The organism is Mycolicibacterium parafortuitum (assembly GCF_002086815.1).
Classification (GTDB): Bacteria; Actinomycetota; Actinomycetes; order Mycobacteriales; family Mycobacteriaceae; genus Mycobacterium; species Mycobacterium parafortuitum.
In genome coordinates, this window is sequence record NZ_MVID01000033.1 from 17,242 (window position 1) to 37,642 (window position 20,401).

Genomic DNA, 20,401 nt, shown 5'->3' on the forward strand with positions numbered 1-20,401 from the left:
CTGACCAATTGTCATGGGGGCTGGTCGCGCATCCCCTGCGGCGCCCGCCGGTCCCCGGATGTGCTGCGATGGACCGGTGAGCGATACGAACCCCGGCACAGATCCCGCGCTGCTCCGTGAGGTGGCCGAGCAACTCGCGACCGAGGCCGCCGAATTCGTGCGCCGCCGCCGCGCGGAGGTGTTCGGTCAGGGGCCGTCCGGCACGGACGGTCTCGGCGGGGCGGTGCGGGTCAAGAGCAGCTCGACCGATCCGGTGACCGTCGTCGACACCGAGACCGAGCGGCTGCTGCGAGATCGGCTGGCGGCGCTGCGCCCCGGTGACGCGATCCTCGGCGAGGAGGAGGGCGGCGCCGTCGGCGTCGCGCCCGGACAGCTCACCTGGGTCCTCGACCCGATCGACGGCACGGTGAACTTTCTCTACGGGATCCCCGCGTACGCGGTGTCGGTCGGGGTGCGGCGCGACGGCGCCTCGGTCGCGGGCGCGGTCGCCGACGTCGCGGCGGGGGAGGTGTACTCCGCCGCGCTCGGCGGCGGGGCCCGGGTCCGGCGCGGCGATGTGGTCACCGAGCTGCGGTGCTCGTCGGCGGCCGACCTGTCGACCGCATTGGTCGGTACCGGGTTCTCCTACGACCGCGCGCACCGCCGCCGTCAGGGCGAGATCATCGCGGAGCTGCTGCCGCAGGTCCGGGATCTGCGCCGGATCGGTTCGTGCGCACTGGATCTGTGCTCGGTGGCCGCGGGCCGGCTGGACGCGTACTTCGAGGACGACGTCCACGTCTGGGATTGGGCCGCCGCGGCGCTGATCGCCGCCGAGGCGGGTGCCCACGTGCGCCCCCCGGAATCGACGCAGGGCGGCGGCCGGATGGTCGCGGCCGCGCCGGGGATCCGCGAGCAGCTCGAGGCCGCGCTGGCGCGTGCCGGGGCGCTGGACGCCTAAGCGGCGCCCGTCGAGCTCAGCAGGTGCCGGTGTGGGCCTTGACCAGCAGATCGGGATCGGCGGGCTGGGTCGCCTCCGGCATCAGGCTCGACAGCACCGCGTCGATGTCGTCGCTGTGGGTCAGCTCGGTGAAGTCGGTGCCGATGGCCAGATCGACGGTGTCGTCGGTACGGCCGTCCTGGAACAGCTCCGTGCACGGTGCGACGAGCCACAGCGAGGCCGCTGCCGCGCGCCCGGCCGGACCGAACCGGATCTGGCCCTGGCACTGCAGCCGCGCGGAGGCGTAGATCGGGTCGTTGGCCGCCTCGGGGTCGGTGAACCCGAGATCGCGCAGCTCACCGGCCACGGCGCCGGCCTGTCCGCCCTGGCCGCTGGCGTTGAGCACGCGGATCCTGGCGTCGGCGAGTTTGGCCGGCGTCACGTCGAGCATCGTCGACCGGGAGACCTGTTCGCCGAGGTCGGGCACCGGGGCGTTGGGCTCGGTGGGGGCCGGCGGCGGGTTGCAGACCGCCGCCTGGGGCACCTCGGGTGGCCGCGACAGCGCGATCATCCACACCATCAGGGCGGCGACCGCCAGGCACCCGAACATCACGATGCCGGGGATGAAATTGCGACGGCGGAACGGACGTCCGTGTTTGTCGAACGCCGTGCCCTCCGTGATTTGCGCGACCACGTCCAGCACTCTAGAGCCCGCCCCACCAGGGCACCGACCGGCTCTACAACCACAGAGATCTGTACTGTGATGTAAATCACAGTAGAACCGGTGTCATTCCGGGCACGAATCATTTGGCGGCAGCGTTCGACGCTGGTACAAAGCACTGCTGCAACGCTTCATGGAGGGGACAGGTATGGCCACCGACTACGACGCCCCAAGGCGCACTGAGACTGATGACGTCTCTGAGGATTCCCTAGAGGAACTGAAGGCACGGCGCAATGAAGCGCAATCAGCTGTCGTCGACGTCGACGAATCAGAATCCGCGGAAAATTTCGAGCTTCCGGGAGCCGATCTCTCCGGTGAGGAGCTGTCGGTCCGGGTGATCCCGAAGCAGGCCGACGAATTCACCTGCTCGAGCTGCTTCCTGGTGCACCATCGCAGCCGTCTCGCGAGCGAGAAGAACGGCATGTTGATCTGCACCGACTGCGCCGCCTGACGGCGGCTTCCGCCGGGTTCTCGCTGCGCTAGCTGATGAGCGCGGCGAGAACCTTGTCCGGATGCCTCGCGCTGATCAGCCAGTACGGCGTGGGGTCATCCGGATCATCGAGAACCAGCAGAACCATCGGCCCGATCCAGCTTTTGTGCACCACGTAAGCGGCCGGATCCAGCTGGCGACCCAGCGCCGCCGATTTCGCCGATTTGGGCACCACCGCCGACCGGGACACCACCGAGGCGGGCAGATGGGCGTTGCCCACCCACAGTTCAGTTTCGGCACCGTCGCCGCCGGACACCACCCGCACCTCGGTCCTGCCCAGCGCGACCAGCACGACCGCGGCCACAGGCAGCAGCACCGCATACGGCAGCCAGTCGGGCAGGGCGCTGACACCCTGGTCGACCTCGAGCGCGATCAGCGCGGCCATGCCCAGCCCGGGCAGCCACCACCACAGCGGCACCCACAATCGCTCGCGGTAGCGGACGGATTGGGCGGTGGCGCGCGTCTCGGACACGCGGTTCAGAGTAATCTCTGACGTCGTGTCCACCTCTCTGGCGGTCGTGCGTCTCGACCGCGACCTTCCGTTGCCCAGCCGGGCGCACGATGGCGACGCGGGCGTCGATCTCTACAGCGCCCAGGACGTCGAACTGGCCCCGGGGCAGCGGGCACTGGTACCCACCGGGGTTGCGGTGGCGATTCCGCACGGCATGGTGGGACTCATTCATCCGCGCTCAGGACTGGCTGCGCGCGTTGGGCTTTCGATCGTCAACAGCCCGGGCACCGTCGACGCGGGCTATCGCGGCGAACTCAAGGTGTGCCTGATCAACCTCGACCCCGCCGCCCCGATCCACATCAGCCGCGGCGACCGGATCGCGCAGTTGGTGGTGCAGCGCGTCGAACTGCCGGAGTTGGTCGAGGTCACATCGTTCGACGAGGCGGGGCTGGCCGATACGACTCGCGGCGACGGTGGCTACGGGTCCTCGGGTGGACATGCCAGTCTGTAGGTAGTGGTGCCACGGCGCCAGGAAGAACGATGGGTAGACACCGGAGCGAGAGCGAGAGGGCGGACATGCCCGAGGAGGTGACGTCGGTGGACACCGATGAGGTGCTGGAAGGCCCGTTCGACATCGAGGATTTCGACGACCCGGCGGACGCCGCGGTCGCGCGGCTCGACCTGGGCTCGGTGCTGATTCCGATGCCCGAGGGCGGCCAGGTTCAGGTCGAACTCAACGAGGCGGGCACACCGAGTGCGGTGTGGGTGGTGACGCCGCAAGGGCGCTTCACGATCGCCGCGTACGCCGCGCCGAAGTCGGCCGGTCTGTGGCGCGAGGTCGCCGGGGAGCTGGCCGACTCGCTGCGCCGCGACGCACCGAAGGTCAGCATCGAGGACGGGCCGTGGGGCCGCGAGGTCGTCGGCTCGGCCGGTGAGGGATCCGCCGTCGTGCGGTTCATCGGGGTCGACGGCTACCGCTGGATGGTCCGCTGCGTGGTCAACGGCGCGTTCGAGCAGATCGACGCGTTGTCCGAGCAGGCGCGAGATGCGCTGGCCGACACGGTGGTACGCCGTGGCGATACGCCGCTGCCGGTGCGTACACCGCTGCCGGTGCAGCTTCCGGAGCCGATGGCCGCCCAGCTGGCCGCGGCGCAGCAGCAGGCCGCGGCCGCGCAACAGCAGCAGGTGGCCGCGCAGCAGCAGCCCGCTCCGGCGCAGCAGCAGGAGCCGCCGCAGCCGAACGCCCGCCGCACCACGTCGGGATCGGCGATGCAGCAGCTGAGGACCATCACCGGCGGCTGACGATCAGGCCCGGCGGCTGACGATCAAGCGGTGAGGGACGAGCCGCGTTGAGGAAGCCGCCAATCAGCCCCGGCTCTCGGCGTCCCGCAGCGCGGCCAGGCTCATCGCCCCGAGGATGCCCGGGTCCGCGCCGATCTCGTCGAGCGTGACGGTGCGCAGGGCCGCGCACGGCGCCGCGGACGCCCACTCGACGCCGATCTCCAGCGGGTGCACCGCGTCGTCGGTCGCCGACACCACGCCCAGCGGCGCGGTCAGCGTCTCCAGTTGCACGCTGGTCGGTGCCGTGTAGCCGGCCGCCTCGTCCATCGCATCCGGCAGCGACGGCCACTGCCCGAGCCACGACCGGGACAGCTCGTCGGCCAGCCAGCGCGGGCTGCCCGCCCGCATCTGCGCGGTCGCCGACACCAGGCCGTCGCGCCGCAGCAACTCCGCCGAGTACCGGGCGGCGTGCGCCGCGGGCGCGGTGTCGGGTTCACCGGTCCAGGCGGGTAGCGCCACCAACACAGCGAGCGCGTGGCCGGGGTGGCGCAACGCCCACTCCACCGCCACCGCGGCGCCGATCGACACCCCGCCGACGGCGATCGGCCGGCGATCACCGGCCAGCCACGCGTCGGTCAACTCGTCCCGGTAGCCGTCGAGCAACCGGTCGGGCTGCGGCCGCGGCGCCACCACCACCGCCCCTTCCTGGTGCAACGCTGTGGAAAACGCCCGGTAGACGAAGTCGTCGTCGGATCCGGTGCCGGGCAGCAGCACCGTGGTGACACCGCGAAGATTGACCGCCATGTTTTGATCGTGCCTGGTCGGGGAAGCCCGCTCGCCGAGACCCACGCAACACGCCTGACGTAGTTAGCACTTCGGAACCAACAGGTCTACCGTGGCGTTGGTCAAAGGGAAGCCACAGAGGCTTGGCAGAAGGTGGAGAGGCCATGGCTACGGCCGAGGGATATCTTCGACGGCTCACCCGCCGGCTGACGGAAGATCCGGAACAACTCGACGTCGCGGAACTCAGCGACGAGGCGGCCAGCACGGGCGCCCAGAAGGCGATCGACTGCCAACGCGGGCAGGAAGTCACCATGATCGGCACCCTGCGCAGCGTCGAGTGCAACGGCAAGAGCTGCGCGGGCGGGGTGAAGGCCGAACTGTTCGACGGCACCGACTCGGTGATGCTGGTGTGGCTCGGCCAGCGCCGCATCCCCGGTATCGAGTCGGGGCGCACCCTGAAGGTGCACGGCCGGGTCGGCAAGCTCGACAACGGCTCGAAGGCGATCTACAACCCCCACTACGAGATTCAGAAGTGAGCGACCCCGGCACCGAACCGGGCACCCAGACCCCACCGCCGCGAGGCGCGGCCGTCCTGGAACAGATGGGCGGCATCAGCGGCCTGATCTATTCGTCCCTGCCGGTTCTGGTGTTCGTTCCCGTCTCCTCGGCATTCGGCCTGATGCCCGCGATCGGCGCGGCGCTCGGCGTGGCCACCCTGATCCTGATCTGGCGGCTCTACCGCCGCGACACCGTCCAGCCCGCCGTGTCCGGATTCTTCGGTGTCGGCATCAGCGCGCTCATCGCCTACCTCGTCGGCGCCTCGAAAGGCTACTTCCTGCTGGGCATCTGGACGTCGCTGTTCTGGGCGGTGGTGTTCGCGCTGTCCGTCGTGATCCGCAGGCCGGTGGTCGGCTACATCTGGGGCTGGGTGGCCACCCACGACCGCCGCTGGCGTGAGGTCCGCAGTGCGGTGCTCGCGTTCGACGCGGCGACGCTGGTGTGGGTGGCGGTGTTTGCGTCCCGCTTCGTCGTGCAGCACCACCTGTACGACGCGGACCAGACGGGCTGGCTCGGCGTCGCCCGCATCGCGATGGGATGGCCGCTGACCGCGGTCGCCGCGCTGGTGACCTACCTGGCCATCCGGCGGGCCCAGCGGGCCGTCCGCGAAGCCGGCGTCGACAAGAGTGCCGACGCTGAAGATGTCGCTCCTGAAGTCGCCGATCCCGAGGTCGTCGACCCTGACGCCGACGACGCGGCGCGCAGAACGAGCTAGGAACGCGGCTGCGGGTTCAGCAGCAGCGCGCGCAGGTCGTCCTCGGCCTCGGCGGCGGTCACGAACAGCAGTTCGTCACCGCCCTCCAGCGGCTCGTCGCGCTCCGGCACGATGACGCGCGGACCCCGCAGGATCGTGACCAGCGTCGCGTCGCGCGGCAGTTCCAGGCGTTTGACGGGCTTACCGCCCCACGGGGTGTCGTCGGGCAGCGTGATCTCGACCAGGTTGGCCTGCCCCTTGCGGAATTCCATCAGCCGCACCAGGTCTCCGACCGAGACAGCTTCCTCGACCAGCGACGCCAGCATCCGGGGCGTGGACACCGCGACGTCGACACCCCAGGCCTCGTCGAAGAGCCACTCGTTGCGCGGGTCGTTGACCCGCGCGACCACCCGCGGCACCGCGAACTCCGTCTTCGACAGCAGGCTGAGCACGACGTTGGCCTTGTCGTCGCCCGTCGCGGCGATCACCACGTCGAAGTCCTGCAGGCTCACCGACTCCAGCAGGCTGAGCTCGCACGCATCCCCGAGGCGCCAGTGCGCGGCCGGGATCGCGTCGACGTCGATGTGGTCGGGATCGCGCTCCAGCAGCGTCACCTCGTGGGCATCGACGAGCTCGCGGGCGATGGAGCGTCCGACAGCACCCGCGCCGGCGATGGCGACCTTCATGCGACCGTCACCTCCTGTGTCATCGGTCCTCCGCGTCCTCGCTCGGCGGCAGCGCCGCGATGGCCAGCGCCTCGGCGATGTGGCCGGAGATCGCGGCGAGGTAAACCTGGTCGCCGGCCTGGATGACGGTCTTGGCGTCGGGCAGCAGGCCCGCGCCGAACCGGATCATGAACGCGACCCGCCCGGCGGTCGCGGCCTCCAGTTCGGGGATGCGTCTGCCGACCCAGTCCTCGTGCAGCGCCAGCTCGGTCACCCCGACATTGCCGGTGGGGTCGCGCCATTTGGTGGTCTCGGTCTCGCGGGTCAGCACGTTGAGCAGTCGGTCGGTGGTCCACGGCACCGTCGCCACGGTCGGGATGCCGAGCCGTTCGTAGACCGCGGCGCGCTTGGCGTCGTAGATGCGGGCCACCACCCGTTGCACGCCGAACGTCTCCCGCGCCACCCGCGCCGAGATGATGTTGGAGTTGTCGCCGGAGGACACCGCCGCGAACGCGGCCGCATCCTCGATGCCGGCCCGGATCAGTACATCGCGGTCGAAGCCCATACCGAGCACGCGTTCGCCTGAGAAGTCGGGGGAGAGCCGGTGAAACGCGGTGCCGTCGCGGTCGATCACCGCGACGTCGTGGCCGATCCTGGCCAGGCTGTCCGACAGGGACGCACCCACGCGGCCGCACCCCATCACCACTACGCGCACTCTGTGGGTCCTTTCCGGCCGGGCCTGCTGCAAACCAGCGCCCCCGAACGCTACCGCTTTCCGACGGCCGGTGGCCGTCAGGCTTACTCTTGGCAGTCGTGTCCAAGCTTTCGACCGTCACCCGGCGGTTGCTGTTGGGCCGGCCGTTCCGCAGCGACAGGTTGTCGCACACGCTGCTCCCGAAGCGGATAGCGCTGCCGGTCTTCGCCTCTGATGCCCTCTCCTCGGTCGCCTACGCACCCGAGGAGATCTTCCTGGTGCTGTCGGTGGCCGGCCTGGCCGCCTACTCGATGGCGCCGTGGATCGGGCTGGCCGTCGCCGGGGTGATGCTGGTCGTGATCGCCAGCTACCGGCAGAACGTGCACGCCTATCCGTCCGGCGGCGGCGACTACGAGGTGGTGACCACCAACCTCGGTCCCACCGCGGGGCTGACGGTGGCCAGCGCGCTGCTCGTCGACTACGTCCTGACGGTCGCGGTGTCGATGTCGTCGGCGATGTCGAACATCGGGTCGGCGGTACCGTTCGTCAACGAGCACAAGGTGTGGTTCGCGATCGCCGCGATCCTGCTGCTGGCGTCGCTGAACATGCGCGGTATCCGGGAATCCGGAACCGCTTTCGCGATCCCGACGTATGCGTTCATGATCGGCATGTTCATCATGCTGGGCTGGGGGTTCTTCCAGATCTACGCACTCGGCACCCCGCTGCGCGCCGAGTCCGCCGATTTCGAGATGCACTCCGAGCACGGCGACATCCTCGGGTTCGCGCTGGTGTTCCTGGTCGCGCGGGCGTTCTCGTCGGGCAGCGCTGCGCTCACGGGTGTCGAGGCGATCAGCAACGGCGTTCCGGCGTTCCGGAAACCCAAGTCCCGCAACGCCGCCACCACGCTGCTGATGCTCGGCGCGATCTCGATCACGCTGTTCATGGGCATCATCATGCTGGCCAAGGCGACCGGGGTGCAGATCGCCGAACGCCCGCTCGAGCAGCTCGGCGGTGCGCCGGCCGACTACCACCAGCGCACGCTGATCGCCCAGCTGGCCGATGCGGTGTTCCACGACTTCCCGGTCGGGCTCTATCTGATCGCCGGTGTCACCGCGCTGATCCTGGTGCTGGCCGCCAACACCGCCTTCAACGGCTTCCCGGTGCTGGGATCGATTCTCGCTCAAGACCGTTACCTGCCGCGCCAGCTGCACACCCGCGGGGACCGGCTCGCGTTCTCCAACGGGATCCTGTTCCTGGCGTTCGGTGCGATCGCGTTCGTGGTGGCGTTCCAGGCCGAGGTGACCGCACTCATCCAGCTCTACATCGTCGGGGTGTTCGTGTCGTTCACGCTGAGCCAGATCGGCATGGTGCGGCACTGGACCAGGCTGCTGCGCACCGAGACCGATCCGGGCGCGCGCCGGCGGATGGTGCGGGCCAGGGTGACCAACACCATCGGATTCCTCTGCACCGGAACCGTTCTGGTGATCGTCGTGGTGACCAAGTTCGTCGTCGGCGCGTGGATCGCGATCCTGGCGATGGCCGCGCTGTTCGGGATCATGAAGCTGATCCACCGCCACTACGCATCGGTCAGCGCCGAACTGGAGGCGCGTGCGGAGGAGATCGACGATCTCGTCCTGCCCAGTCGCAACCACGCGATCGTGTTGGTCTCCAACGTCCACATGCCGACGTTGCGTGCGCTGGCCTACGCCCGGGCCACCCGGCCCGACGTGCTGGAGGCGATCACGGTCAGCGTCGACGATGCGGAGACCCGGCAACTGGTGCACAAATGGGAGCACAGCGACATCAGCGTGCCGTTGAAGGTGATCGCCTCGCCGTACCGCGAGATCACCCGTCCGGTGCTCGGCTACGTCAAGCGGCTGATCAAGGACTCCCCGCGCACCGTGGTGACCGTGTTCATCCCGGAGTACGTGGTGGGTCACTGGTGGGAACAGCTGCTGCACAATCAGAGCGCGCTGCGGCTCAAGGGCCGGTTGCTGTTCGAGCCCAATGTGATGGTGACCTCCGTTCCGTGGCAGCTGTCGTCCTCGGAACGGCTCAAGAAACTGGCGCCGCAGTCCGCGCCGGGTGACGCACGCAGAGGATTTCTCGAATGAGCGGCGACGAACCGACCGACGAACTGACGCTGACGACGGTGGCCCCGGCCAACGGGGGCAGCTGCATCGCCCGCCACGACGGGCGGGTGGTGTTCGTCCGCTACGCCCTGCCCGGGGAGACGGTGCGGGCTCGGCTGGTCGGCGACCGGGGCTCCTACTGGAACGCCGATGCCGTCGAGATCCTCGAGCCGTCCCCGGACCGTATCGATTCGCTGTGCCCGATCGCGGGTGTCGACGGCGCGGGCTGCTGCGATCTGGCCTTCGCCGATCCCGCCGCGGTGCGCCGGATCAAGGGTGCTGTCGTGGCCAATCAGCTTGCCCGCCTGGGCGGTTACCGCTGGCGCGAGGAAGCCGACGCCGCCGCGGAGCCGGTCGGTGATCAGGGTGCGACCGGGTGGCGTACCCGGGTGCGGCTGGACACCGCCGCCGACGGCCGGGCCGGCTTCCACCGCTACCACAGTGCCGAACTGGTGCACCGGCTCGACTGCGCCCAGCTTCCGCCCGGGATGGTCGACGGGCTGGCCGAGCGGCGCTGGCCCCCGCAGTCCGCGGTGCACGTCGTGCTCGACGACGACGGCCACCGGCACGTCGTGGTCGCCGGCGCGCAGGGCAGCGGGCAACGCACGACCGCCGTCGAGGGCGACTACGAGGCGGTGCAGCGCGTCGGGGACCGCACCTGGCGGGTGCCGGCGACGGCGTTCTGGCAGGCGCACCGCGACGCCCCCGCGCTCTACAGCGCGTTGATCACCCAATGGGCGCACCTGCAGCCCGGGATGACGGCATGGGATCTCTACGGCGGCGCAGGGGTTTTCGCGGCCGCCCTGGCCCGCGGCGTCGGCTCCGGCGGGCGGGTGCTGACCGTGGACACGTCCCGGGGCGCGTCGCGCGCGGCGCGCGCCGCGCTGGCCGATCTGGACAACGTGTCCGTGCGCACCGATTCGGTGCGCCGGGCGCTGGCGGCCCAGCCCGCCCGCGCCGACGTCGCGGTGCTCGATCCGCCCCGCACCGGGGCGGGCCGCGAGGTGATCGATCTGCTGGCCGCCGCCGGTGTCCCGCGCATCATCCACATCGGTTGTGAGGCGGCCTCATTCGCGCGCGACGTGGGTCTGTACCGCAAACACGGGTATGACGTCGAGGAGCTGCGGGTATATGACTCGTTCCCGCTGACCCACCACGTCGAATGCGTCGCCGTGCTGCAGCGGCCCGCGGAAGCCTAGGATGACCACAGGTGTGCCGGGAAGTCTGGTCGGCGGTGAATCGTCGACCCCGACCCGAGGCAGGATATGACCCCCACTCCGCCGTCCGACTCTCCTGGAGGCCTGCGGCGCGCGCTGTTCTCCCGGGGCTCCTGGTCCGAGACCAGCAGGATCAGCGAAATCCTGCGCAAGGAGACCGTCGGCGGGGTGATCCTGCTGATCGCCGCGACCGCCGCGCTGGTGTGGGCGAACTCGCCGTGGTCGCAGGCCTACTTCGCGCTGCGGGACACCGAGATCGGCGGCAGTCCGTTCGGGCTGCACCTGTCACTGTCGATCGGGCACTGGGCGGCTGACGGGCTGCTGGCCATTTTCTTCCTGGTCGTCGGGCTGGAGCTGAAACGGGAGTTCGTCGCCGGCGATCTGCGTGATCCGCGCCAGGCCGCGCTGCCGATCGCCGCCGCCGTCGGCGGCATGGTGGTGCCCGCGGTGATCTTCGTCGCGGTCGCCGCACGGGCCGGTGACGGTGCGTTGCACGGGTGGGCGATCCCGACCGCGACCGACATCGCGTTCGCGGTCGCGGTGCTCGCGGTCATCTCCACCCACCTGCCCTCGGCGTTGCGCACCTTTCTGCTGACGCTGGCCGTCGTCGACGACCTGCTGGCGGTGCTGGTGATCGCGGTGTTCTACACCGACGAGATCAACCTCGCGGCGCTGGGCGGGGCGCTGGCGGTGCTGGCGGTGTTCACCGTGGCCGTGCAGCGCGGCGTGCAGGCGTGGTGGGTGCTGATCCCGCTCGGTCTGCTGACCTGGGTGCTGATGCACGAGTCCGGGGTGCACGCGACGGTGGCCGGTGTGCTGCTCGGTTTCGCGGTCCCGGTGCGACGGTCGGCGACACGCGGGGGAGTCGAGGTCGATGCGGGAATGGCCGAACATTTCGAGCACCGCACCCGTCCGCTGTCGACCGGGATCGCGATCCCGGTCTTCGCATTCTTCGCTGCCGGAGTGAGTTTCGGCGGCCTCGACGGGCTCGGGCGCGCGCTGAGCGATCCGATCACGCTCGGCATCGTGCTGGGCCTGGTGCTCGGCAAGCCGATCGGAATCTTCGTGACCACCAGGTTGCTTGCCGCGTTCACGCGCGCGGACCTCGATTCGTCGCTGCGCTGGGTCGACGTGCTCGGTGTCGCGATGCTGGCGGGTATCGGATTCACCGTCTCTTTGCTGATCGGGGATCTGTCGTACGGCCCCGATTCGGCACGTCACGAATTCGTCAAGGTCGGCGTGTTGTGCGGATCACTGTTGGCGGCGGCGCTCGCGTCGGTGCTGCTGCTCACCAGAAATGCCGCCTACCGGCGCATTCACCTCGAAGAGACGGTGGATGAGGACCGCGATGGAGTGCCCGACGTGTACCAGACTCGACAGGACCGATCGCAATAGCGGTGCGTAGACTGGCCTGATGCTTGAACAGATCCGCGGTCCCGCTGATCTGGCACACCTGTCCCGTGCGCAGCTCGACGAGCTCGCCGCGGAGATCCGCGATTTCCTGATCCACAAGGTCGCGGCGACGGGTGGACATCTGGGACCCAACCTCGGCGTCGTCGAGTTGACGCTTGCGCTGCACCGCGTCTTCGACTCCCCGCATGATCCGATCCTGTTCGACACCGGTCATCAGGCCTACGTGCACAAGATGCTCACCGGCCGTTGCCAGGACTTCGACACGTTGCGTAAGAAGGACGGCCTGTCGGGCTATCCGTCTCGCACCGAGAGCGAGCACGACTGGGTCGAGTCCAGCCATGCCAGCTCGGCGCTGTCCTACGCCGACGGTCTGGCGAAGGCGTTCGAGCTGTCCGGGCACCGCAACCGCCACGTGGTGGCCGTCGTCGGTGACGGCGCGCTGACCGGCGGCATGTGCTGGGAGGCGCTGAACAACATCGCCGCGTCGAAGCGGCCGGTGGTGATCATCGTCAACGACAACGGGCGCAGCTACGCCCCGACGATCGGCGGTTTCGCCGAGCACCTGGCGGCGCTGCGGCTGCAGCCCGGCTACGAGCGCGTCCTCGAAGAGGGCCGCAAGGCGGTGCGCGGTGTCCCGGTGATCGGCGAGTTCTGCTACCAGTGCATGCATTCGATCAAGGCGGGCATCAAGGATGCGCTGTCGCCTCAGGTGATGTTCACCGATCTGGGCCTGAAGTACGTCGGCCCGATCGACGGGCACGACGAGTCCGCCGTGGAGGGCGCGCTGCGGCATGCCCGCGCATACAACGCACCGGTCGTCGTGCACGTCGTGACCCGCAAGGGCATGGGATACGCACCCGCGGAGAACGACGTCGACGATCAGATGCACGCCTGCGGCGTCATCGACCCCGAAACCGGGCTGGCCACTTCGGTTCCCGGCCCGGGCTGGACGTCGGCGTTCTCCGAGACGCTGATCGAACTGGCCGGCAAGCACCGCGACGTCGTCGCGATCACCGCCGCGATGCCGGGTCCGACCGGGCTCTCGGCGTTCCGTAAGCGGTTCCCGGACCGGTTCTTCGACGTCGGCATCGCCGAACAGCACGCGATGACGTCGGCGGCCGGACTCGCGATGGGCGGGATGCACCCGGTCGTCGCGATCTACTCGACGTTCCTGAACCGGGCGTTCGACCAGATGCTGATGGACGTTGCGCTGCACAACCTTCCGGTGACGGTGGTGCTGGACCGCTCGGGTGTCACCGGCCCCGACGGTGCGAGCCACAACGGGATGTGGGACCTGTCCATCCTGGGCATCGTGCCCGGCATGCGGGTGGCCGCACCCCGCGACGGCGCGCGGCTTCGCGAGGAGCTCGCCGAGGCGATCGAGATCAAGGACGGGCCGACGGCCATCCGGTTCCCGAAGGGCGATGTGGGCGCCGACATTTCGGCGCTGGAACGGCGTGACGGGGTCGACGTGCTCGCAGTCCCGGCCGACGGGCTCTCCGAGGACGTCCTGATCGTGTCGGTCGGTGCGTTCGCACCGATGGCGATCGCGGTCGCCGAACGCCTGCGCAATCAGGGCATCGGGGTGACGGTGGTGGACCCGCGCTGGGTGCTGCCGGTTCCGGCGCAGATCGGCGAGCTGGCCACCGCGCACAAGCTCGTCGTCACGCTTGAGGACAACGGCGGGCACGGCGGGATCGGTTCCGCGGTGTCGGCGGCGTTGCGCGGCGCCGAGATCGACGTGCCGTGCCGCGACGCCGCGCTGCCGCAGGAGTTCTTCGCACACGCCTCGCGTGGTGAGGTGCTCGCCGAGGTCGGGCTGACCGAGCAGAACCTGGCCCGCCGGATCACCGGCTGGATCGCCGCGCTCGGCGCCTCCGCCGGTGAGCGCGAGGTCAGTGAGCGCGTCGACTGACACCATGAGACGTATCGGCGGACTTCTGGTCGCCCTCGTGATGGTGCTGGCTGCCCTGGTGGGCGTCGCACCGGCCGCGACGGCGAGTGTCCCGGTCTGGTCGGGCCTGGACGCGCGTACCTTCGGCGGACCCGTTCCGGCGCCGGGCACGCTGATCGACACGGTGGCGCTGGATCCGGCGCTGTCGGTGACGTCGGCGGGCCGGGCCTATCGCATCCTGTACTCGACGGTCGACCAGCACGACCGGCCCGCGGTCAGCACCGCGGCCGTGTTCGTCCCGAAAACGCCTGCGCCACCGGGCGGTTGGCCGGTGGTGGCGTGGGCGCACGGCACCGTCGGGCTCGGTGACGATTGCACTCCGTCGGCACAGAGCCGCACCGACCGCGACGACGAATACCTCTCGCACTGGCTGGACCAGGGTTATGTGGTGGTCGGCACCGACTACGCGGGCCTCGGTACCCCCGGCTTGATGAGCTACCTGAACAGCGTCACCACCGCGCGCGGGGTGGTGGACTCCGTGGTCGCCGCCCACGAGATGGACCTGGATCTGTCCCCGAAGTGGGCGGTGGTCGGTCAGTCCCAGGGCGGGGGAGCGGCCGTCGCGACCGCACGGTGGGCCACCGAGTTCTCCGCCGGGTCCGGCCTCGACTACCGCGGGGTGGTCGCCACCGGCACGCCCGCCGGGGTCGAGTCCATCGTCAAGCAGGCCGGCCCGCAGATGGTGGTGCCACCCGAACTCGGACCGATGGGCAGTGCCTACACCGCCTACATCGTCGCCGCGCTGCGGGAGGCCCGCCCGGATCTCGACCTCGACCAGGTGCTGACGCCCGCGGGTCGCGCCGCCGCCGATCAGGCCGAAACCCTGTGTGCCGCAGACCTGGCCGGCGCACTGACCGGTCTGCGGGTGCCGGAGTTCTTCACCGCGTCGGTCGCGTCGATCCCGGGTGCCGCCGAGGCGATCGACGCGTACATGGGAATCCCGCCGTCGGGGTACGACCGGCCGGTGTTCCTCGGCGTCGGGATGGCCGATCGCGACGTGCCGCCGAGTCTGACGCTGCGCTTCGCCGACCAGCTGACCGCGAACGGCCAGGCGGTGACGTTGAAGGTGTACCCGGAGGCCGACCACAGCGGCACCGTGCTGGTGTCGATGCCGGATTCCACCGAGTTCCTGACGCGCGCCTTCAGCTGACCGCCTAGGGTCGGCGGCGTGGATGCCGAACTTCAGCGCTGGCGCGACGCCGGGCAGTATTTCGACTACCTGGGCTTCGACATCTTCTACCGCTGTGAGGGGCAGGGCCCGCACCTGCTGCTGATCCACGGCTATCCGTTCAACACCTTCGACTGGCAGCCGCTGTGGAGCCGGCTCACCGCGCGGTTCACCGTGATCGCGCCCGACATGATCGGGATGGGTTTCTCGGCGAAGCCGAAAGCGTACGGCTACAGCGTGCACGACCACGCGGATGTGCACGAGGCGTTGCTCGCGCACCTCGGCGTGCAGACCGTGCACGTCCTCGCCCACGATCTGGGGGACTCGGTCGGCCAGGAACTGCTGGCCCGGCAGGTGTGGTCCGAGCACGCCTACGGCGCGCCGCGGATCGAATCGGTGACCTGGCTCAACGGCGGGATGTTCAACGAGTCCTACACGCCGCGGCTGCTGCAGAAGCTGATGTCGGCGACGCCGCTGGGTGACATCCTCGGTCCGCTGCAGGGCAGCCGCGTCTCCCGACGGCTCCTGGAACCGACCATCAGGGAGATGTTCGGCCCCGACACCCAGCCGACGCCGCACATGATGGAGCTGTTCCACCAGATCCTGGAGTGCAACGACGGAAAAGCGGTGCTGCACAAGGTCGGCCGGTTCATCGAGGATCGATACCGGCATCGCAACCGGTGGGTGCGGGCAATGAGGGAGGCGCGGGTACCGATGCGGTTGATCGACGGCGCGCTCGACCCCAACTCGGGTGCGCACATGGCGCGCCGCTACAGCGAGGTCATCCCGGACGCCGACGTGGTCATGCTCGACCGCATCGGGCACTGGCCGCAACTGGAGGATCCCGACGCGGTGTGGCGGCATTTCACCGACCACATCGACCGGGTCACCGCGCCGGAGTAGCCAATGCCCGGGCCAGTGCCGGCACGGTGAGATCGCGCTGCCACTGCCGGGCGGTGGTGGCGCGCAGGAACGCGTCGACGGCGGCTGCGGTCGCCTCCCCGCCCTCGACGGGCTGCCAGTCCCAGCACAGCCTGCGGACGGTGTCTGGCGACAGCAGGTTCTCCATCGGCACCGAAACCTGTTGGGCCAGCGCGCTCAACTCGGTGCGGGCGGCCTCAAGTCGCACCGCGGCCTCGGGTTTGCGCCGGGACCACCGCGACGCCGGCGGCGGCCCGTTCGAGGGCTCCTGCGCGTCGGGTGGCTCACTGGTGCGGGCCCGGGCCAGCGCGTCCAACCACACCTGCGCGCTGCGGCGCTGCTTCGAACCGCTGAAAACCGGTAGCGCGGTGAGCTTTTCGAGTGTGTCGGGGTTGGCGGTGGCGGCACTGATGATGGCGCTGTCGGGCAGGATGCGCCCGGGTGCGATGTCTCGGCGGCGGGCGATCTGGTCCCGGGTGACCCACAGCTCCCGCACCGCGGCCAGCGCTCGCGGGTCCCGCACCTTGTGGATGCCGGAGGTGCGCCGCCAGCGGTCCCGCCGGGTCGGCGGCGCCTCGTAAGTGCGCAGATACTCGAACTCCTGGCGGGCCCACTCGGACTTGCCCTGTTCCTCGAGCACCGCGGCGACGGCGTCGCGCAGCTCCAGCAGCACCTCGACGTCGAGCGCCGCGTAGTTGAGCCAGTCGTGCGGCAGCGGGCGTTTCGACCAGTCGGCGGCGCCGTGCCCCTTGGTCAGCTGCAGCCCGAGCAACCGCTGCACCATCGCGGCCAGGTTGACCCGGTCGTAGTTGGCCAGCCGGCCCGCCAACTCGGTGTCGTACAGCGCGGGGGGCCGCATGCCGATCTCGGCCAGGCAGGGCAGGTCCTGGTCCGCGGCGTGCAGCACCCATTCGTCGGTGGCCAGCACCTCGGCGACCGGAGCCAGCACCTGCAGCGGGTCGCCGCCGTGGCTGACCGGGTCGATCAGCACGGTGCCCGCGCCCGCGCGCCTGATCTGCACCAGATAGGCTCGGTTGGAGTAACGGAACCCCGACGCCCGCTCGGCGTCCACCGCGAACGGCCCGGCCCCGGACGCCAACAGTTCTGCGGCCCTGGCGATCTCGGTGCGGCTGGACGCCACCTCCGGCACCCCGTCGCGCGGTGTCAGCAGCGGCTCGGCTTCGGGCGGCCCTGCCTCGGGCAGCTCGGCTTCGGCTAGCTCGGCGTCGACGGGGGAGCCGGTGTTTTCAGCTTCAGACATCGGCCTCAGGCGCGGGTGCGCGAATTCAGGTCGGTCACACCGGCCGGCGGCAGGCCGGCGGCGTGCTCGAGCACCTCACAGAACGCCTGCACGTGCGGACCGAGGTCCAGCGATGTCGCGGTCCACGATGCGCGCAGTTCCAGCTGGTGGGCGCGCGGTGGACCGGAGATGTCGCCGTAGCGCACCGATGTGGTCGCGGTGACGGTGCCGCCCAGGGCGGTCACCTGCTCGGCACGCTGCTCCAGCGCGTCGACGAGCCAGCTCCACGCCACCTCGGGCAGCAGCGGGTCGACGGCCTCGGTGGAATCGAGATCGGCCTGGATGTAGGCGACGAGGCGCATGGTGCCGTCCCACGCCTCGGCGCCCTCGGGGTCGTGCAGCAGGATGAGCCGGCCGAACGCATCGCCTTCGGAGCGCTCGGGCACGATCGCGGCCTCGGCGTGCTTGACCTCGGCGCCGAGCGCATAGCTGTAGGGCGCCAGACGCTGCGGCGGCCGGATGGGCCCGAGCTCGATCTCGGGTCGGACGGTGGTGGCATTCATCGCCGCCACCGCTTCACGGAACGGAGCCGGTTCGGCGGTGGTCACGCCGTTTGACGGTAGTCCATTCGGGCAGGTCTGTCGGCAGGCGCGCCGATAGCGGCATGGCAGCATAGGGAGCGATGAACACGCGCCGCGAGCTGCCCGAATCTCCGTACCTGGCTGCCGCCGCCGGTCGCAAACCCCACCGGATACCGGTGTGGATGATGCGCCAGGCCGGTCGGTCCCTGCCGGAGTACCGCGAACTGCGGGCCAAGAACACCATGATGCAGGCCTGCTTCGACGCCGACCTGATCACCGAGATCACGCTGCAGCCGGTGCGCAGGCACGATGTGGACGCGGCGATCCTGTTCTCCGACATCGTGGTGCCGCTGCGCGCCGCCGGTATCGACCTCGACATCGTCCCCGACGTCGGCCCGGTGATCGCGCACCCGATCCGCACCGCCGACGACGTCCGCGCGGTCGCCCCTCTGCAACAGGATCAGGTCGGCGCGGTGGCCACCGCGATCGGCCAGCTGACCGCCGCGCTCGGCGACGTCCCGCTGATCGGCTTCGCCGGGGCGCCGTTCACGCTGGCGTCCTACCTGGTCGAGGGCGGACCGAGCCGCCACCACGAACGCACCAAGGCGATGATGCTCGGCGACACCGAGACCTGGCACGCGTTGATGACGGCGCTGACCGACGTCACGATCGAGTTCCTGCGGGTGCAGCTCGAGGCCGGGGTCGACGCGATCCAGGTGTTCGACTCCTGGGCCGGGACGTTGTCGCTGGCCGACTACCGCGCCTACGTGCTGCCGCACAGCGCCCGGGTGTTCGCGTCGCTGGCCGGCTACGGCGTGCCGATGACGCACTTCGGTGTCGGCACCGCCGAACTGCTCGGCGCGATGTCGGAGGCGGTCACCGGCCACGGCGTGCCGGCCGTCGTCGGTGTCGACTGGCGTACGTCGCTGACCGACGCCGCCGCGCGGGTGCGGCGCGGCAGCGCGCTGCAGGGCAACCTCGACCCGGTGGTGCTGCTGGCCGGCTGGCCGGTGGTGGACCGGGCGGTGCGCGCGGTCGTCGAGGACGGTCGCCGCGCGGTCGCCGCGGGCGCCGTCGGGCACATCTTCAACCTGGGCCACGGCGTGCTTCCCGCCACCGACCCGGCCATCATCACCGACGCGGTGGCGCTGGTGCACGAGCTGTGAGCGGCGCGGCCCGGTACTGCGTCGTCGGAGGCGGCATCTCCGGTCTGGTGGCCGCCTACCGGTTGCGTGTCGCGGCGGGCCCGGACGCATCGATCACCGTGCTCGATCCCGCCGACCGGCTCGGCGGGATCCTGCGCACCGAGCGGCTCGGCGGGCAGTTGATCGACGTCGGGGCCGAGGCGTTCGTCGCGCGCCGCCCCGAGGTGCCGGCGCTGCTGGGCGAGCTCGGCCTGTCGGGCAAGCAGATCACCACCACCGGCGCACGTCCGCTGATCTACAGCGAGGGCCGCCTGCACCAGTTGCCGAAGGACACCGTCAACGGCATCCCGTCGCGGCCTTCGGAGCTGGCCGGCCTGGTCGACGACGCGACCGTGCGCCGCATGCTCGACGAGCCGCGGCATCCGCTGAGCTGGCGCCGTGGCGCGGACCCGACAGTGGCCGAGCTGGTCGGCGACCGGTTCGGCGAGCAGGTCGTGGTCCGCTCCGTCGACCCGCTGCTGGCCGGCGTGTACGCCGGTTCGGCCGCGACCATCGGCCTGCGGGCCGCCGCGCCGACGGTGGCCGCGGCGCTCGACGACGGTGCTCCGAGCCTGACCGCCGCGGTGGCCGCGGCGCTGCCGCCGCCGCGCGCCGGTTCGGTCTTCGGCGCGATCGACGGCGGCTACCAGGTGCTGCTCGACGAGCTGGTCCGCCGCTCCGGTCTGCGGTGGGCGCAGGTGTCCGTGCGCGGCGTGCACCAGGTGGCCGGCGGCTGGGAGGTCGTCGACGACGAGGACGGTCGCTGGCCCGCCGACGCGGTGGTGCTGGCCGTCCCGGCGCCGCGGCTGCCCGCGCTGGTCGAGCCGCTGGCTCCGCGCACCGCGGCCGCCGCGCGCCGGATCCAGGTGGCCTCGGCCGCGGTGGTGGCGCTGGCGCTGCCGGGCGGGACACCGCTGCCCGAGCAGTCCGGGGTGCTGGTCGCGGGCCGTGGCCGGCTGCACACCAAGGCGGTGACGTTGTCCTCGCGCAAGTGGGGACGGCGTGGCAGCGTCGAGCTGGTCCGGTTGTCGTACGGGCGCTTCGGTGACGAGCTGGCGCGCAGTACCGGCGACGAGGATCTGCTCAGCTGGGCGGCCGAGGATCTGCAGACCCTGTTCGGCGTCTCCGAGGAGCCGGTCGACAGCCTGGTGGTCCGCTGGATCGACGCGATGCCGCAGTACGGCCCCGGTCATGCCGCGCTGGTCGCGGAGTTGCGCGACGGGCTTCCGCGCGGGCTCGCGGTGGCGGGCGCGTACCTCGACGGCATCGGTGTGCCCGCGTGTGTGGCGTCGGCGACCAGGGCGGTGGCCGCTCTGCTCACGGTGGGAAGATGAAGGT

Annotated in this window: 21 protein-coding genes; 14 read left to right on the forward strand and 7 right to left on the reverse strand. The window is 70.4% G+C overall.

What is annotated here, in order from left to right:
* Positions 1-58 precede the first annotated feature (58 nt).
* Positions 59-937 carry an inositol monophosphatase family protein gene (locus tag BST38_RS25505; protein WP_083146293.1) on the forward strand — a complete coding sequence of 293 codons (879 nt, stop codon included), beginning with the start codon at positions 59-61 and terminating at the stop codon, positions 935-937.
* Positions 938-953: 16 nt separating this feature from the next.
* Here BST38_RS25505 and cei read toward each other — a convergent pair whose 3' ends face one another.
* A complete protein-coding gene (gene cei / locus BST38_RS25510) occupies positions 954-1,610 on the reverse strand; it encodes an envelope integrity protein Cei (protein WP_083146341.1) in 657 nt (218 codons plus the stop codon).
* 175 nt (positions 1,611-1,785) lie between these two features.
* Here cei and BST38_RS25515 point away from each other — a divergent pair, with 175 nt between their 5' ends.
* A complete protein-coding gene (locus tag BST38_RS25515; RefSeq protein WP_083146294.1) occupies positions 1,786-2,088 on the forward strand; it encodes a DUF4193 domain-containing protein in 303 nt (100 codons plus the stop codon).
* A 28-nt stretch (positions 2,089-2,116) separates the two neighbouring features.
* Here BST38_RS25515 and BST38_RS25520 read toward each other — a convergent pair whose 3' ends face one another.
* Positions 2,117-2,599 carry a DUF3093 domain-containing protein gene (locus tag BST38_RS25520; protein ID WP_083146295.1) on the reverse strand — a complete coding sequence of 161 codons (483 nt, stop codon included), beginning with the start codon at positions 2,597-2,599 and terminating at the stop codon, positions 2,117-2,119.
* 25 nt (positions 2,600-2,624) lie between these two features.
* Between BST38_RS25520 and dut the strand changes: the two genes are divergently transcribed.
* Together dut and BST38_RS25530 are read left to right on the forward strand one after the other, a co-directional pair.
* On the forward strand, positions 2,625-3,089 hold the full coding sequence (gene dut, locus BST38_RS25525) for a dUTP diphosphatase (protein WP_083146296.1): 465 nt from the start codon (positions 2,625-2,627) through the stop codon (positions 3,087-3,089).
* 29 nt (positions 3,090-3,118) lie between these two features.
* Complete coding sequence (locus tag BST38_RS25530; protein ID WP_083146297.1) at positions 3,119-3,880, forward strand: DUF3710 domain-containing protein; 762 nt, start codon at positions 3,119-3,121, stop codon at positions 3,878-3,880.
* Between the two features lie 63 nt (positions 3,881-3,943).
* Here BST38_RS25530 and BST38_RS25535 read toward each other — a convergent pair whose 3' ends face one another.
* Positions 3,944-4,663, reverse strand: coding sequence for an alpha/beta fold hydrolase (locus BST38_RS25535; RefSeq protein WP_083146298.1), 720 nt, complete (start codon positions 4,661-4,663; stop codon positions 3,944-3,946).
* A gap of 143 nt (positions 4,664-4,806) precedes the next feature.
* Here BST38_RS25535 and BST38_RS25540 point away from each other — a divergent pair, with 143 nt between their 5' ends.
* Both BST38_RS25540 and BST38_RS25545 read left to right on the forward strand, forming a co-directional pair.
* Complete coding sequence (locus BST38_RS25540) at positions 4,807-5,178, forward strand: OB-fold nucleic acid binding domain-containing protein (protein WP_083146299.1); 372 nt, start codon at positions 4,807-4,809, stop codon at positions 5,176-5,178.
* Complete coding sequence (locus BST38_RS25545) at positions 5,175-5,915, forward strand: DUF3159 domain-containing protein (RefSeq protein ID WP_237160916.1); 741 nt, start codon at positions 5,175-5,177, stop codon at positions 5,913-5,915. The genes BST38_RS25540 and BST38_RS25545 overlap by 4 nt, the downstream gene beginning before the upstream one ends.
* Here the strand turns inward: BST38_RS25545 and BST38_RS25550 are convergent.
* Complete coding sequence (locus BST38_RS25550; RefSeq protein ID WP_083146300.1) at positions 5,912-6,580, reverse strand: potassium channel family protein; 669 nt, start codon at positions 6,578-6,580, stop codon at positions 5,912-5,914. The genes BST38_RS25545 and BST38_RS25550 overlap by 4 nt on opposite strands.
* Positions 6,581-6,599: 19 nt before the next feature.
* A complete protein-coding gene (locus tag BST38_RS25555) occupies positions 6,600-7,274 on the reverse strand; it encodes a potassium channel family protein (protein ID WP_083146301.1) in 675 nt (224 codons plus the stop codon).
* Between the two features lie 98 nt (positions 7,275-7,372).
* Here BST38_RS25555 and BST38_RS25560 point away from each other — a divergent pair, with 98 nt between their 5' ends.
* The 6 genes from BST38_RS25560 to BST38_RS25585 all read left to right on the forward strand — a co-directional run bounded on the left by BST38_RS25560 (position 7,373) and on the right by BST38_RS25585 (position 16,040).
* Positions 7,373-9,367 (forward strand): APC family permease, encoded by a 1,995-nt coding sequence (locus tag BST38_RS25560; RefSeq protein ID WP_083146302.1) that lies wholly within the window; start codon positions 7,373-7,375, stop codon positions 9,365-9,367.
* The gene (locus BST38_RS25565; RefSeq protein ID WP_083146303.1) at positions 9,364-10,584 is read left to right on the forward strand and encodes a class I SAM-dependent RNA methyltransferase; all 1,221 of its coding nucleotides are present in this window, start codon (positions 9,364-9,366) and stop codon (positions 10,582-10,584) included. Before BST38_RS25560 ends, BST38_RS25565 begins: the two co-directional genes overlap by 4 nt.
* Before the next feature lie 66 nt (positions 10,585-10,650).
* On the forward strand, positions 10,651-11,997 hold the full coding sequence (gene nhaA / locus BST38_RS25570) for a Na+/H+ antiporter NhaA (RefSeq protein ID WP_083146304.1): 1,347 nt from the start codon (positions 10,651-10,653) through the stop codon (positions 11,995-11,997).
* Between the two features lie 19 nt (positions 11,998-12,016).
* Positions 12,017-13,930, forward strand: coding sequence for a 1-deoxy-D-xylulose-5-phosphate synthase (dxs, locus tag BST38_RS25575; RefSeq protein WP_083146305.1), 1,914 nt, complete (start codon positions 12,017-12,019; stop codon positions 13,928-13,930).
* A 40-nt stretch (positions 13,931-13,970) separates the two neighbouring features.
* The gene (locus BST38_RS25580; RefSeq protein ID WP_083146343.1) at positions 13,971-15,119 is read left to right on the forward strand and encodes an alpha/beta hydrolase family protein; all 1,149 of its coding nucleotides are present in this window, start codon (positions 13,971-13,973) and stop codon (positions 15,117-15,119) included.
* An 18-nt stretch (positions 15,120-15,137) separates the two neighbouring features.
* Positions 15,138-16,040: an alpha/beta fold hydrolase gene (locus tag BST38_RS25585; protein WP_083146306.1), complete on the forward strand. Its 903-nt coding sequence runs from the start codon at positions 15,138-15,140 to the stop codon at positions 16,038-16,040.
* Here BST38_RS25585 and BST38_RS25590 read toward each other — a convergent pair.
* Entirely contained in the window at positions 16,024-17,319 is a 1,296-nt protein-coding gene (locus BST38_RS25590) for an HRDC domain-containing protein (protein WP_083146307.1), read from the reverse strand. The two genes, BST38_RS25585 and BST38_RS25590, sit on opposite strands and share 17 nt — an antisense overlap.
* Positions 17,320-17,324: 5 nt before the next feature.
* Positions 17,325-17,861 carry a DUF3000 domain-containing protein gene (locus BST38_RS25595; protein WP_237160922.1) on the reverse strand — a complete coding sequence of 179 codons (537 nt, stop codon included), beginning with the start codon at positions 17,859-17,861 and terminating at the stop codon, positions 17,325-17,327.
* A gap of 119 nt (positions 17,862-17,980) precedes the next feature.
* Between BST38_RS25595 and hemE the strand changes: the two genes are divergently transcribed.
* Together hemE and BST38_RS25605 are read left to right on the forward strand one after the other, a co-directional pair.
* A complete protein-coding gene (gene hemE, locus BST38_RS25600; protein ID WP_083146309.1) occupies positions 17,981-19,045 on the forward strand; it encodes a uroporphyrinogen decarboxylase in 1,065 nt (354 codons plus the stop codon).
* Positions 19,042-20,397, forward strand: coding sequence for a protoporphyrinogen oxidase (locus tag BST38_RS25605; protein WP_083146310.1), 1,356 nt, complete (start codon positions 19,042-19,044; stop codon positions 20,395-20,397). Before hemE ends, BST38_RS25605 begins: the two co-directional genes overlap by 4 nt.
* The last annotated feature ends 4 nt before the right edge of the window (positions 20,398-20,401 follow it).